14 protein-coding genes are annotated in these 14,242 nt (G+C 64.0%); 6 read left to right on the top strand and 8 right to left on the bottom strand.

Features of this window, described 5'->3' with window-relative positions:
• Positions 1–53: 53 nt before the first annotated feature.
• Complete coding sequence (locus CH271_RS06610; protein WP_037191754.1) at positions 54–1,091, top strand: isopenicillin N synthase family dioxygenase; 1,038 nt, start codon at positions 54–56, stop codon at positions 1,089–1,091.
• Here the strand turns inward: CH271_RS06610 and CH271_RS06605 are convergent.
• Both CH271_RS06605 and CH271_RS06600 read right to left on the bottom strand, forming a co-directional pair.
• Complete coding sequence (locus tag CH271_RS06605) at positions 1,084–1,443, bottom strand: FKBP-type peptidyl-prolyl cis-trans isomerase (protein ID WP_032377394.1); 360 nt, start codon at positions 1,441–1,443, stop codon at positions 1,084–1,086. The genes CH271_RS06610 and CH271_RS06605 overlap by 8 nt on opposite strands.
• Positions 1,444–1,528: 85 nt before the next feature.
• Positions 1,529–2,203 (bottom strand): DUF2848 domain-containing protein, encoded by a 675-nt coding sequence (locus CH271_RS06600; RefSeq protein ID WP_037191752.1) that lies wholly within the window; start codon positions 2,201–2,203, stop codon positions 1,529–1,531.
• Between the two features lie 130 nt (positions 2,204–2,333).
• Between CH271_RS06600 and CH271_RS06595 the strand changes: the two genes are divergently transcribed.
• Entirely contained in the window at positions 2,334–3,683 is a 1,350-nt protein-coding gene (locus tag CH271_RS06595) for an MFS transporter (RefSeq protein ID WP_094633057.1), read from the top strand.
• Here CH271_RS06595 and CH271_RS06590 read toward each other — a convergent pair.
• Positions 3,655–4,296 carry a GntR family transcriptional regulator gene (locus CH271_RS06590; RefSeq protein WP_094633056.1) on the bottom strand — a complete coding sequence of 214 codons (642 nt, stop codon included), beginning with the start codon at positions 4,294–4,296 and terminating at the stop codon, positions 3,655–3,657. The two genes, CH271_RS06595 and CH271_RS06590, sit on opposite strands and share 29 nt — an antisense overlap.
• A 46-nt stretch (positions 4,297–4,342) precedes the next feature.
• Here CH271_RS06590 and CH271_RS06585 point away from each other — a divergent pair, with 46 nt between their 5' ends.
• The 4 genes from CH271_RS06585 to CH271_RS06570 all read left to right on the top strand — a co-directional run bounded on the left by CH271_RS06585 (position 4,343) and on the right by CH271_RS06570 (position 8,870).
• Complete coding sequence (locus CH271_RS06585; RefSeq protein ID WP_094633055.1) at positions 4,343–5,140, top strand: carbon-nitrogen hydrolase family protein; 798 nt, start codon at positions 4,343–4,345, stop codon at positions 5,138–5,140.
• A 150-nt stretch (positions 5,141–5,290) separates the two neighbouring features.
• A complete protein-coding gene (locus CH271_RS06580) occupies positions 5,291–6,772 on the top strand; it encodes a flavin monoamine oxidase family protein (protein WP_094633054.1) in 1,482 nt (493 codons plus the stop codon).
• A 137-nt stretch (positions 6,773–6,909) separates the two neighbouring features.
• Positions 6,910–7,449 (top strand): hypothetical protein, encoded by a 540-nt coding sequence (locus tag CH271_RS06575; RefSeq protein ID WP_141216947.1) that lies wholly within the window; start codon positions 6,910–6,912, stop codon positions 7,447–7,449.
• Positions 7,450–7,472: 23 nt separating this feature from the next.
• Positions 7,473–8,870, top strand: a complete 1,398-nt coding sequence (locus CH271_RS06570; RefSeq protein ID WP_094633052.1) for a hypothetical protein — start codon at positions 7,473–7,475, stop codon at positions 8,868–8,870.
• Between the two features lie 171 nt (positions 8,871–9,041).
• Here CH271_RS06570 and CH271_RS06565 read toward each other — a convergent pair whose 3' ends face one another.
• The 5 genes from CH271_RS06565 to pdxH form a co-directional block, all read right to left on the bottom strand.
• Positions 9,042–10,340 carry a citrate synthase gene (locus CH271_RS06565; protein WP_094633051.1) on the bottom strand — a complete coding sequence of 433 codons (1,299 nt, stop codon included), beginning with the start codon at positions 10,338–10,340 and terminating at the stop codon, positions 9,042–9,044.
• Between the two features lie 70 nt (positions 10,341–10,410).
• A complete protein-coding gene (locus tag CH271_RS06560) occupies positions 10,411–11,382 on the bottom strand; it encodes a carbohydrate kinase family protein (protein WP_037191725.1) in 972 nt (323 codons plus the stop codon).
• Positions 11,379–12,308, bottom strand: a complete 930-nt coding sequence (locus tag CH271_RS06555) for an aldose 1-epimerase family protein (RefSeq protein WP_094633050.1) — start codon at positions 12,306–12,308, stop codon at positions 11,379–11,381. The genes CH271_RS06560 and CH271_RS06555 overlap by 4 nt, the downstream gene beginning before the upstream one ends.
• Positions 12,292–13,584, bottom strand: coding sequence for an MFS transporter (locus CH271_RS06550; protein WP_082323705.1), 1,293 nt, complete (start codon positions 13,582–13,584; stop codon positions 12,292–12,294). Before CH271_RS06550 ends, CH271_RS06555 begins: the two co-directional genes overlap by 17 nt.
• Entirely contained in the window at positions 13,581–14,198 is a 618-nt protein-coding gene (pdxH, locus tag CH271_RS06545) for a pyridoxamine 5'-phosphate oxidase (protein ID WP_037192139.1), read from the bottom strand. The genes CH271_RS06550 and pdxH overlap by 4 nt, the downstream gene beginning before the upstream one ends.
• Between the last annotated feature and the right edge of the window lie 44 nt (positions 14,199–14,242).

Raw genomic sequence — 14,242 nt, 5'->3', positions numbered from 1 at the left:
GTCTTTACGCGGGAGAAACCTACGGGGCCATCCGAGCCGAGGATCATGTACCCATGCACACGTCGTCGGATTTCTTCGTCCCCACCATCGACATCTCCCCGTACGTTCTGGGTGATCCCACCGCGACGGCCGATGGAACCGCCCGCCGCAGCGTCGCCGAGGACGTCGATTACGCCTGCAGCACAGTCGGTTTCATGCAGATTCTCGGACACGGCATTCCTGAGGACACCGTGGCCGGACTCGCGTCGGCGATGGATTCGTTCTTCGGACTCGACTCGGCGACGAAGCGGGCCTACATCTGCCCGCCCGAACGCAATCGGGGCTACACCGCTCCGAAGAGCGAATCGCTCAGCCTGAGTCTGGGAGTCGAATCGGCGTCGGGCATGAACGATTACTTCGAGGCCTTCAACGTCGGCACCGGCGAACCGAACACCTGGCCCGACACTGCGGGGTTCCAGCGCGCCGTAGACGAGTATTTCGCGGAGGCAGCACGCGTGGCCCGGACGCTGACCACGGTATTCGCCGACGCACTCGGCGTCTCACCGAATACGTTCTCCGACATCACCGATCGATCGCTGGACACCCTGCGGATGAACAACTACGCGCTCGAACCCGGAATGCAGGTGCCGGACGCCGAACTCACCGGCATGAGTGAACACACCGACTACGGATTGGTGACGGTGCTGTGGGCCGATCGAGTGCCCGGTCTTCAGGTTCTCGGGACCGATCGACGGTGGCACGACGTGCAACCCGCGGACGGAGCGATGTTGGTGAACCTGGGAGATCTGACAGCCAGACTGACCAACGATCGCTGGATGTCGACGCTGCATCGGGTGCGTCCGCCGATCACCGACGCGACGATCCAGCGCAGGCGTTCTGCCGCGTTCTTCCACGACGGCAACCTCGACGCGGTGATCGCGCCACTGCCGTCGTGCATCGAGTCGGGCGACGTGGCCCGATACGAACCGGTGACGGTAGCCGAGCACATTCACGCCAAGCTTGCGGGTTCCCGAGGGGGAACTGCCAACTCCTCGGCCACCCGCGAAGCCGAGCGGGTACGCAATGCCGTTGCCGGACCTGCAGTTATTTGACGTCGAGCAGGTCGATGACGAACACGAGCGTCTTGCCGGACAGGCGATGGCCCGCGCCTGCGGGGCCGTAGGCGAGCTCCGGCGGAATGGTGAGCTGACGGCGTCCGCCGACCTTCATTCCGGGAATGCCGTCCTGCCAACCCTGGATCAGCCCGCGCAACGGGAACTGAATGGATTCGCCGCGGTTCCAGGACGAGTCGAACTCCTCGCCCGAATCGAACTCGACTCCGACGTAGTGCACCTCGACGGTGCCGCCTGCAACTGCCTCTGCGCCGTCACCCTCGACGAGGTCGACCGTCACCAAGTCCAAGGGTGCCGGTCCGGCCTGAAATTCGATCACTGGCTTCGTCACTGAAGTCTCCTGCGGTTGATGCCGGCCCGCCGACGCCGGCTGTGAAGCTCTGGGCATATTCCGCTTCGACTTTACGTCGTGACGGTCAACCGATCGGAGCTGGCATCAAATTCGTCTTGTATTCGCAGGTCAACGTGTTGTCGTTTGCAGGGTCGGTCATCTCCACTTTCCAGGCGTCGGAGAACTGATTCACCCCGTGGTGCATCGAGATGGTGCCCGAAATCAATACCGTTCCACGCGAGAACAGTCCACGTTCGGTGAGCACGTCCAGCCAGTACTGCGGAGCGAGAAGATCACCGAGCGTTCCCGACTGGATGAGCACTCCGTCGGCCCACGCGGTCAGGGTGATCTCGTCCAGTCGGTCGGCCACCTCGCTCAACCGCCACGCACCGGTGCCGAGCACGTCGGGAGCCGCGTTCTTGCTCCACGCGACGCTGTGAACTTCCAGGTCACGGTCGGTATGGTCGCAGGCAACCGTGAGCAGCACGTCGTCGATCGTGTCGCCCAAGATCACCAGAGCCCATTCCGCCTCACCCGAGGTACGACCGTGTTGAACGGCGACGGCATCGGTCTGCTGGGCCAGATACGGCGAGATGGGATACAGCGCCGGGGTCACCGTCGGAGCCGGTACGCCCAGTTCGGCCAGCTCGGCGATGTGCGACGCCACCTCTTCCTGGTTGCGACCGGCATAGCCCGCATTGAGCAGCGCGGTCACTTCTACCGACTCGGTCGTGCCGTCGGGCAACGTGAATGTGAGCATCAGTAAGGACCCTCTCCTCGTAAATTTTCTGTTTCCGATACGCCGAAAGCCTTGCGCATACGTCTTGTATACAGCAAGTATGGAGCACGTACAACGGATAGAGTGATCCCAGGCACACGAAGGAGTCGTCATGACCGAACCAGTTTCGGTGGATAGAAAGGGCCTGGCCAAGGCCTTTGCCGCCAGCCTGACCGGAACGGCATTGGAGTGGTACGACTTCGCCGTCTACTCGGCCGCCGCAGCGCTGGTGTTCCCGCTGGTCTTCTTCCCGGACAGCGACCCACTGACCGGAACATTGCTGGCCTTCTCGACCTACGCCGTCGGGTACATCGCCCGTCCGGTCGGTGGATTCGTCTTCGGGCGACTCGGCGACGTCATCGGCCGAAAACAGCTGCTCGTCATCACCCTGATGCTGATCGGCGTCACGACGTTCGCCATCGGATTGATCCCCGGCTACGACACCATCGGCATTGCCGCCCCGATCATTCTCGTCACCATGCGGTTCTGCCAGGGCGTGGCCGTCGGCGGCGAGTGGGGCGGAGCCGTTCTGCTCTCCAGTGAATACGGTGATCCCCGTAAGCGCGGCTTCTGGTCCTCCGCAGCGCAGATCGGACCACCGGCGGGCAACCTGCTCGCCAACGGCGCACTCGCAATCCTGACGCTGTCGTTGACCGACCAGCAGTTCGAGTCCTGGGGATGGCGTGTTGCATTCCTCTTCTCGGCCGTACTCGTCGCGTTCGGTCTGTGGATTCGACTGAAGCTCGAGGACACCCCGGTGTTCAAAGCACTTCAGGAAAGCGGCGATCGCTCCGAAGCTCCGATCAGCGAAGTGTTCAAGACCGAACTGCGACCACTGGTGGCAGGCATCATGTCTCGTGTCGCACCCGACGTCATCTACGCACTGTTCACGGTCTTCTCCATCACCTACGGAACCCAGAAGCTGGGCTTCGAGCGCAGCGAAGTGCTCACGGCCATTCTGATCGGATCGGCGTGCCAGCTCGGCCTGATCCCGCTGGCCGGAGCCGTCTCCGACCGCATCAACCGGCGTCTGGTGTACGGCGTCGCAGCCGTGGGCGGCGTTGCCTGGAGCGCGATCTTCTTCCTCGTCATCGGCGGCGGATCTCTGCCACTGCTGATCCTCGGAGTCGTTGTGGGCCTGGCGTTCCACTCGTTCATGTACGGGCCACAGGCAGCGTTCGTCACCGAGCAGTTCAGCGTGCGACTGCGCTCCACCGGCAGCTCGTTGGCGTACACGATCGCCGGTGTGTTCGGCGGGGCGATGGCACCGCTGATCTTCGTGTACCTGCTCGACAAGACCGACAGTTGGGTACCGATCGCCGGATACATCGTGATCGTCGGCGCGGTGACGCTCGTCGGCCTGGCGCTGGGACGCAATCCCGACCCCACCGAGGACGAGCACTACGTGCTACTGAATCAGGAACACGAAAAGGCTACGCGCGCAGCAGAGTCTGAAGTGTGACCTCGAGGTGAGCGTCGATCTTCTCGTGCACCAGGCCCTCGTCGCCGACACTCAGTGCGTCGATGATGGCCTGGTGCTCGGCGCACACCCGATGCTGACGGTTGGCTGCGGTGAACAGGGCACTCAGACCCACCCGCAGCTGCCGAGCGCGCAGCCCGGCGTACGTGCGGGAGAGAAGATCGCTCCCCGCCGAATCGATCAAACTCTGATGGAACGTGCCGTCCCAGTCGATGAACTCCTTCGGCGCATCCGCACTGTCGGAGTTCATCAGCAATTCCTGCTGCACGAGCGCATGCTGCATCGCCGCGATCGGAGCGTCCCCGGCGCGCAGAGCACGGGTGGCCGCGTGCCGTTCGAGGACGCCGCGCAGATCCATCAGTTCGGCGATCTGCCGTCCGGACATCGCAGGCACGTGCGCACCGCGCTTGGGGACCATCTCGACCAGGCCCTCGGACTGCAACATCAGCAGAGCCTCACGCACCGGCGTGCGCGACACTCCGATTCGAGTCGCGAGTTCTTGTTCGTTCAGAAATGTGCCGGTGGCGGCCGGTGACGACAGCACCTGATCGCGTACGAACAGATACGCCTTCTCCCTCCCCGACAGCGGCTGCATACGATATGTATACCTGTCTTCACCCGACGAAACCAGGAGTCACACCGTGAGCTCGACCATTCGCATCAGCCTCGCCCAGATCACCAGTGGCGAACACCCCATCGAGAACCTCGAACTCGTCGACACCCACGCCCGCGCAGCCGCGCACGCCGGGTCGGACCTCGTGGTGTTTCCGGAGGCGACGATGCGCTGCTTCGGCGGACCCATCCGCAAGTTCGCACAGCCTCTCGACGGCGAATGGGCCGACGCGGTGCGCTCCATCGCGTCGGACGCAGGGATCACCGTCGTCGCCGGGATGTTCACCCCCGCCGAGGACGACCGAGTGACCAACACTCTGCTCGTCACCGGCCCTGGCATCGACGCGAGCTACGACAAGATTCACCTGTTCGACGCCTTCGGATTCGCCGAATCCGACACCGTCGCACCGGGTTCGGACCCTCTGGTGGTCGATATCGCCGGAGTTCGGGTTGGCTTCGCCACCTGCTACGACATCCGATTCCCCTCGCTGTTCCAGAAACTCGGCGACCTCGGCGCGGAACTCGTCGTCGTTCCGGCGTCGTGGGGATCGGGTGAGGGCAAAGTGGATCAGTGGACCTTGCTCGCCCGCGCACGCGCGTTGGATTCGACGACCTTCATCGCAGCCTGCGACCAAGCCGAACCCGCTGCCGCCGAAGGCAATGCACCATTGGGCGTTGGCCACAGCATCGTCTGCTCCCCCACCGGTGAGATTCTCGGTCAACTGGACGCGACTCCCGGAATGCTGACCATCGACATCCACACCGAACTGGTCGACGCCGTGCGTGCAAACCTGCCGGTATTGAAAAATCGCGTCGCCTTCGCGTGACGAATCCTGCTCGGTGCAGGTTCGGCCTTTCGTGAGACCTGGCGCGGGAACGCGGTTTCGAGTCACCTCCGTCGTGAAAACGTGGTGTGATGTCGCTTGTCGAATCGGAGAAGTGGCGGGGCACTTCCATCGTTTCAGAAGGAGACGACGATGGTGCAGGTCAACCGACGGGATGCGTTACGACTCGGGTCGATCGCGGCGATGCTGGGCGGGTTGACGTCAGCGACGGCGTGCTCGAGCAACGACGCCGCGAGCGGCGCCACCGGTACCGATGGATCATCTTCCCCGAAACGCGTACTCGTTCTCGGTGCAGGCATGTCGGGTCTGACTGCCGCACTTGCATTGCACCGGCGCGGTCACGAGGTAACGGTTCTCGAGGCTCAGGACCGAATCGGTGGTCGCCTCATCTCCGTCGAATACGAGAACGGCCAGTTCACCGAGGGCGGTGGAGGGCATTTCCGGCTGAACATGCCGTTGGTCACCGGCTACGTGAGCACTCTGAAGCTCCCGATCGTCGCGATGAACGACGGCGCTCCCGAATATCTGATAGATGGCCTGCGCGGCAACAACACTCAGCTCGGTCGTCGACCCTGGGATCTACTCGAGTCCGAACGCACCGTCGAACTGAGTTCCATGCTCACGAGCTATTTCGTGCCGCTCGGCGCAGACTTCACCACCGTCATCGACCCGGAGTGGCCCGATGCGGCTGCCGCCGACAAGTTCGACGGATTCACCGTTCGTGAATTGCTCGCCGACGCCGGTGCATCGGACGATTTCGCCAAACTCGTCGCAGCCCAGGCCGGCGGTTTCACACTGGAAGTCAGCGTTCTCGGTTTGCTTCCCGACTTCGCCTACCATTTCGGCGACCGCAACTTGTACCGCGTGCAGGGTGGAAACGAGCGGATACCGCGCGCCCTCGCCGAAAGGCTCCCCCAGGACCGCATCCACATGGGCTCTCGAGTGGTGGTCATCGACCAGAGCGGTTCGGACGTCGAGGTGACCACAGCGGACGGTCGCGAATGGACTGGGGACGAAGTCATTTCGACGATCCCCTTCACCGTCCTGAAGGACGTCGACATCCGCCCGGCGTTACCCGATCGAGCACGGCAGGTGGTCGACGGCATGGTGTGGAGCGACATCGTCAAGGTGTATCTGCAGACCTCGAAACCGACGTGGCTGGATTCCGGTGTGCGGGGTTGGCCCGTGGCGGCTTCCGACCGGCCATGGGAAAGACTCATCGACATCACCGGCAACGAGCCGGGCGGGCGCGGGAACGCGTTCTTCTACCTTTCCGGTGCCAACGCAACTGCCTATCTCGCCCAGCCGAAAGAAACCCGGGCACGAGATCTCGTGAACACCTTCAACGCCGACATGTCCGGAATGATCGAGGACGTCGTGGAAATCGGCGAGTTCTCCTGGCCCGATCAATCCTGGATCAAGGCCGCCTTCGGCGATACACCTCTGGACGGCGGCTGGATGTTGGACGAGATGAAGAAGCCCGTGGACCGGCTGCACTGGGCCGGCGACTTCACCACGTTCAAGTCGGGCTGGGTCGAGGGTGCGATCGAGGCGGGCCTTCGCGCCGCACGCCACATCGACCCCATGGCACCGGCCGAACACGAGGTCGTCTGAACGAGAACACGAGCCCCCATCCGCGATGACGCACACACTCCTTCTCTCGAACAAGGACTTTCGACGATGAAAAGAACACCACTTCCGGTGGGCCTCGATGGATCCACGCCGAAGCACGCAGTCTTCGGCGAGCAGTCATGACCGGACGCGCGCTACCCGATACAGGCCACAACGCCTGGAGACGAGGCCGATCGACGTGGGCGATGCTGGACGCGGAACCGTTGATCTACGGCACCGTGATCATCATGACCGTGATGGTGGTCGGAGCGGACGATACGGACGTCGATTTCGGTGACGCGACAGGAATGGTCCTCGGGCCGATGGTCGCGACTGCCGTCGCGCACCTCTTCTCGTCGTGGTTGGGGTACGTGAACAGCCACCACCACATGCCCGACGGTGCAGACAGGCGTCATTTGCTCTGGCACTCAGCACATTTCCTGCTGCTGACAGTGGTGCCGCTCATCATCATCGGGCTCGGACGTGTGAGCGGTCTGTGGTCCGCCTACGGCGCACTCGACACCATTTCCGATCTCGCATTCTTGTTCCTGCTCGTCCTCGGAGCCGCCAGCGGCTGGCACTCGAGCAAGAGGAAATGGCGTGGGGCAATTCTCGGAGGCCTGGTTGCCATCGTCGTCGGTTTGATCGTCACAGTTCTCAAGGTCGTACTCGAGCATTGACAACCGAAAAAGAGGAGTCGACCATGGTTCTCCGCTCCGCCACCCCGTCCCGCCGACGCTGGGCCACAGTGGCTTTCGCCGTCGCAGTCATGCTGTCGGCATGTTCTTCACCTCAGGAAGGGTTCACCGAGATGGACCCCGGTTCGGGCACGCTCGTGGCCTCGTCCGGCTTCGACGTTCGGCGGGACGGCTTCTCCTTCCCCAACTGGGGACCGCCGACAGCGGAGCATGGCCAAGGGCTCACACCGGCCTCGATGCAATCGCTGTTCGGGGATGCCGTGTGCACTCCAGGAACCGAGAGCGACCGATGCGTTCTCTCGCCGATGGGACGGGTCACCTCGGAGGTGTTCGAGAACGGAATGAACGGTGGTCACTGCTTCGGAATGGCCGCGGTGGCAGGGTTGGCCTACCGCAACGCGATCGACACCTCGTCTTTCGTCGCCCCCGGAGCAACACTGTTCGATGCACGTCCCTCCCCCGCGACCGATGCCGTGATCGCGCGATACTTCAACACCCAGGAGGTCGAACCGACAGCCGACTCCGAGATGTCCGAACCTGTGGACGAGGTGATCGATCGACTCACGTCCGCGTGGGCCGAAGGGCAGGACTATCTACTCGCCTTCTACACCGAGGACGGAACGTCCGGCCATGCCGTGACACCGATCGCGATACGCGATCTGGGCGACAGCAAACGCGGAATTGTCATCTACGACAACAACTATCCCGGCGTCGAGAAGATGATCGTCACCGATACGGTCGCCGATACGTGGTACTACACCACCTCGGCGGACCCCGCCGACGACAGCTACCTGTTCTCCGGGACCCCGGACAATCGGTTGAAGTTGTTTCCGCTGGCCGAGATGACCGGCGTTCATCAGTGCCCCTCCTGCTCCGAAGTCGGTGCGCAGGACCAGGACTACTTGGTGCTGGTCACCGACAACATGAACGATCCGGTCGATCTGACCGATGTCGAATGGAGCTTGTCGGTGTCCGACAGTGACCGGGTGCGACGGTCAGCGTTCATCAACAACGACAACACAGCGTTGCTGGAGGCCTCGATCGACACACCGATGCGGCTCACGCTCTCCGACGTCGCGGACAACGATCGCGACGCGTCGATCGACATCTCCATCCTGTCCGACGGTTGGGTGGTTCGATCGACCTCTCTTCGCCTGCCGGCGGGCGCGTCGATCGTCGCCGAGATCAGCCCAACCGAGCGATCGATGACGCTCACGACCGACGCCCCCACCACGAGTGACTACACCGTCGCCACCGACGATGCTCGGGGATCGCGGTCTGCATTCGTCAGCACCATCGACCTACCCGTCGGCGGCAACCTGGTGGTCGGCCCGACGGATACGGATACGTTGCGCCTGAGCGACGGTGCAGGACAGGTGCTGCGCGAGGTAGCGATGACCTGACCGCGAACTCGAAGTTATGGACGAAATTCGACCGAAAAGCATCCATAACTTCGAGTTCGCGGTTACGCCGAACAGAGTGGACATATTGCCTGCGTAACTGCGAACTCGGGGCACCCACGACAACGCCGCCGACTCCCGATGGGAGCCGGCGGCGTTGTTGTGCAGCGGGAGCTAGCGGGAGCTGACGTCCTGGTAGTCGCGCTCGGTGTAGCCGGTGTAGATCTGGCGCGGACGGCCGATCTTGCCGGTCGTGTCCTCGTTCTGCTCGCGCCAGTGCGCGATCCAGCCCGGGAGACGGCCCATCGCGAACAGCACCGTGAACATGCGCGGCGGGAAGCCCATCGCGCGGTAGATCAGGCCGGTGTAGAAGTCGACGTTGGGGTAGAGCTTGCGCTCGACGAAGTAATCGTCGGTCAGCGCGGTCTCTTCGAGCTTGAGCGCGATCTCGAGCAGTTCGTCGCCGTTGCCCAGCTTGCCGAGGATCGTGTGCGCGGTTTCCTTGACCAGCGTCGCGCGCGGGTCGAAGTTCTTGTACACACGGTGTCCGAAGCCCATGAGCTTGACGCCGTCTTCCTTGTTCTTGACGCGACGCAGGAAGTCCGTGGCGTCGCCGCCCTCGGCCTTGATCTTGTCGAGCATCTCGAGCACCGCCTGGTTGGCACCGCCGTGCAGCGGGCCCCACAGCGCATTGATGCCGCCGGAGATCGAGGTGAACAGGTTGGCCTGCGAGGATCCGACGAGGCGGACCGTCGACGTCGAGCAGTTCTGCTCGTGGTCGGCATGCAGGATGAGCAGCATGTCGAGTGCCTTGACGATCTCGGGATCGACCTCGTACGGCTCGGCCGGGAAGCCGAACGTCAGGCGCAGGAAGTTCTCGACCAGGCTCTTGGAGTTGTCCGGGTACAGGAACGGCTGGCCGACGGACTTCTTGTAGGCGTACGCCGCGATGGTGGGCAGCTTGGCCAGCAAGCGGATGGTCGAGAGTTCGACCTGCTCCGGATCGTTGGGGTCCAGCGAATCCTGGTAGTACGCCGACAGCGCGTTGACGGCGCTCGACAGCACCGGCATGGGGTGCGCGTTGCGCGGGAAGCCGTCGAAGAACCGCTTGAGGTCCTCGTGCAGCAGAGTGTGTCGACGGATCTTGTCGGTGAACTTCTCGAGCTGATCCTCGGACGGCAGCTCACCGTAGATCAGCAGGTAGCTGACCTCGATGAACGACGACTTGCCCGCGAGCTGTTCGATCGGGTAACCGCGGTAGCGCAGGATGCCTGCGTCGCCGTCGATGTAGGTGATGGCCGACTTGGTCGACGCGGTGTTGACGAACCCGCCGTCCAACGTCGTGTAGCCGGTGGTGGCCAGCAACTTTCCCAGCTCGATGCCGTTGTTGCCCTCGGAGGCCTCGGCAATCGACATGGAGTACTCGCCACCGGGATAGGTGAGGGTGGCTTTGGCATCATTCTCAGCGGGCACGAATGGTCCCTCTCGAACTCGTGTAACGGACACGTACTTGAAGCGGACAGTTCTAACGTCGATAGTGAAACTAGTCTCTCGACGCCTCGGACGCCCAGGGAGGGTCGGCACCGGGTCGAGAAACCGTGATTGCCGCTGCTTTTGCGGCGAACTCGAGCGCTTCTTGCCAATCTTGCTTGCTCATCTCTTTCACCGCGTTCGATGTGACAATGCTCTCCTTCTGCAAAAAGCTGAGCAGAGCGCCGTGCACGGTGTCACCAGCGCCGATCGTATCGACGACGTCGACCGCGACACCCGGCACCGAGATCTCCTCGGCCACGGCAACTCCGGTGCTCGACGTCTCCCCTGGCGCCGTGAACACCGAGATTCCGTCGCCGCCGCGCGTCATGACCACCGCGGTGACCCCGGCCGCGAGCCAGTCGTCGACCGTTGTGCCCTGGGTTCCGAGCCCCAACCAATGCGAGTCGTCCTCGGACACCTTGAGGATGTCGATGCTGGGCAACCACGAACGGAACCGGTCGCGAAAGCCGTCGGCGGTGATGTCTCCGCTGGTGCTGTCGATGGCAGCGGGCCGAATGTTCGGGTCGAGCATCGTCAGCTTGCCTGCCGCCCGGGCCCGGTGCAGCAGGCCGGCGTACATCGAGGCACCGGGCTCGTAGAGCAGTGACAGTGTGCCGAACGAGAGCACGCTGATCTCGTCGGGCAGATCGCCGGGATCGGCGACGAGGCGGTCGGCCGTGCCGTCGGCGTAGAACGAATACTCGGCGCTGCCGTCCTCGGCGAGCGTGGTCATCGCCAACGTCGTCGGCTCGTCGCCGCGCTGCACCCACGTCGTGTCCACTCCCGCGTCGCGCAGGCTCGCCAGGATCTGCTCACCGAACGGGTCGCGGGAGATCCGCGAGAGATACGCCACGGGCGAGCCCAGTCGACCTATCGCGACGGCGACATTGAACGGGCCGCCACCGAGCTTGGGCGAGAGCAGCGGCCCCTCGTGCACCGGAACCAGATCGACCAACGCCTCGCCGCACACCAGAATGGTCACTTCTCGTACCTCATTCCCCAGGTGCCGGACCAGGATTGCCCCGGATCCAGCACGATCAGATCGATTTCGGAGTTCAACGCATCGGGCGGGCACGTCATCGGCTCGATCGCCAACGCCCGTCCTCGACCGGGATAGGCCTGATCGTTGGCGGGATCGGCAGTGAACACCTGGACCCAACCGAAGCTGCTGTCGGTCCACAGCACGGTCGCGGTGCCGTCGGGGCCACGAAGAACATGGTTCGCTCGGCCGTCGGCCTCGGGCAGCGACGCGCTGAACGGAGTGTCCAGCTGCACGCCCTGCAGAGTTCGCGGCTGACGGAAGTCGTACTCGGTATCGGCCGTCGGGACCGAATTGCCCACGGGGAGATTGCGAACCGGGTCGAGCGGCAGCCGCGTCCCGGCCGAGAGCTCGAGCGTGCACTCGTCGAGCGGCGCGTCTCCCACCCTGACGAACGTGTGAAAACCCATCCCGTACGGCGCGGGTGAATCACCGGTGTTCTTCGCCGACGCGGTGACGGTGAGGCCGTCGGCCGACAGCTCGTGCACCACGGTCACCGTCACCGAGAACGGCCAACCCTCATGCGTTCCGATGTCCACACTCTGCTCGACGCGACTGTCGGTGTGTTCCACGAGAGTCCACGCCACACGTCGGACGAATCCGTGACTGGCGTTGCCCCGCGAAGGCTCGGTGATCTCCAACCGATGCTCGACGCCTTCGAACGTGAACGTGCCGTCGGCCGTTCGATTGGGCCACGGGGCCAACACCAGTCCCGCCGACAACGGCGGCTTCGAACCCGCCTCCCACGTCTCGGTCAGCGGGGCGCCGTCGTACTCGAGCACCCGAAGGCCCGCTCCGACGGCAGCGATGTCTGCCCGATACTTGCCACTCGTCAACGAATACGTCTGCGCGTCAGCCATGGGTGCCATTCTTTACCACCGCACCCACGCGATACCGGATGAATGCAGGAAGAGCCAGCGCGGCGATCGACACCCCGATGACGACCAGCACTCCACCGCCTGCCGCTGCGGCCGCGGTACCGACGGACGCGGCCGCCGCGCCGTGCAGCACGTCGCCGACGCGCGGACCACCGGCGACCACGACGATGAAGACACCCTGCAGGCGACCACGCATCTCGTCGGTGGCGACCTGCTGCAACATCGTGCTGCGGAAGGCTGCGGAGATCATGTCGGCTCCGCCGCCGAGGGCGAGGAACGCCAGTGCGAACCACAGGGCGACGGTGGTGGCCCCGTCGGTCGCCGCGCCTACGGCCAGACCGAAGCCGATCATCGCCGCGCCCCACACGACGATGCAGATCAGCACCGCCAGACCCTGCCGTCGTACTCGGGGCAGCCAGCCGGAGAACACGCCACCGACCACCGCGCCCGCGGACATCGCGGCGAACAGCATGCCCAACACCGGACCGCCCGACGCCGGATCGCCGAAGCTCTCGTGCGCGATCTGCGGGAAGAGCGCACGGGGCATACCGAACACCATCGCGATGATGTCGACGACGAACGAGGCCAGCAACACCTTCTGCGTCGCGAGGTAGGCGAAACCGTCGAACACCGAACGCAACCCGGCTCGCTGACCCGACTTCGCCGGCGGAATTCCCGGTAGCCGAATCACGGCCCACAGTGTGGCGAACAGCGCGATGGTGTCGATCAGATAGAGGGTCTCGAGCCCGATGTAGTAGATGAGGATGCCGGCACTGAGCGGACCGGCGATAGCGCCGAAGTTCATCACCGTCATGTTCAGCGAGTTCGCGGCAGGCAACTGCTCGGCAGGCAGGATTCGCGGGAGAATCGCGCTGCGCGTCGGCTGATTCACCGCGAAGAATGCCTGCTGAACGGCCAACAGCACCAGGATGATCCACACGTTGTTCAGGTCGAGGAACGCCTGCAGCCAGAACAGCGCCGACGTTCCGATCAGACCGCAGGTGGTGATCATCAACAGAGTGCGGCGATCCATCACATCGGCCAGCGCCCCGCCCCACAGACCGAACACGATGAGCGGCACCAGCGCGAACACGCCGGTGAGGCCCACGTAGGCCGAGCTCAGCGTGATCTGGAAAACCTGTTGCGGCACAGCGACGATGGACAGCTGCGCCCCGATGACGGTGACGATGTTCGCCAACCACAACCGCTTGTAGGCCGGGGTCTTCAGCGGAGTGGTATCGGCGAGAATGCCGCGCAATCCGCTCACGGCTGCAGACGCTCGATCACACCGCTTGCCACCGTCAGACGAATTCGGTTGTGCATGCGGCTCGTTCGGCCCTGCCAGAATTCGACGGTCTCCGGTCGGACACGGAAACCGCCCCAGTTCGGCGGAACCGGCACCTCGATTCCGTCGAACGTCGCGGTCACCTCGGCCAGTCGCGCCGCCAGATCCTGCCGCGAGCCGACGGGACGCGACTGCTCGGACGCCCATGCTCCCAACTGGGAGCCGCGGGGCCGCGTGCGCCAATACGCCTCGGTGGTCTCGGCGTCGACCTTAACCACCGGGCCGCGAACAGTGAGCTGGCGGGCAATTCCGATCCACGGGAAGGTGATCGACGCATACGGTGTCGCGGTGAGCGCACGGCCCTTGTCCGAGTCGTAGTTGGTGTAGAACACCACCCCGTCTGCGTCGAAGTCCTTGCACAACACGGTGCGGGTGGCGGGTCTACCGGCCTCGTCGACCGTCCCCAACACGATGGCGTTGGGCTCGGGCAGATTCGCGGCCATCGCGTCGGACAACCACTGCTCCGCCAGCGCACACCACCCGCCCGCCAGAGCATCGACGTCGAGGTCCTCGGGCTCTCCGTAGTCCACCCGCATGTTCGCCAGGCGCTGTTCATCTGCAGACACAAGCCCAGACGCTA

It is taken from the genome of Rhodococcus sp. 05-340-2 (assembly GCF_002258915.1).
GTDB lineage: Bacteria > Actinomycetota > Actinomycetes > Mycobacteriales > Mycobacteriaceae > Rhodococcoides.
This window is presented reverse-complemented; position numbering and strand designations above follow the sequence as displayed.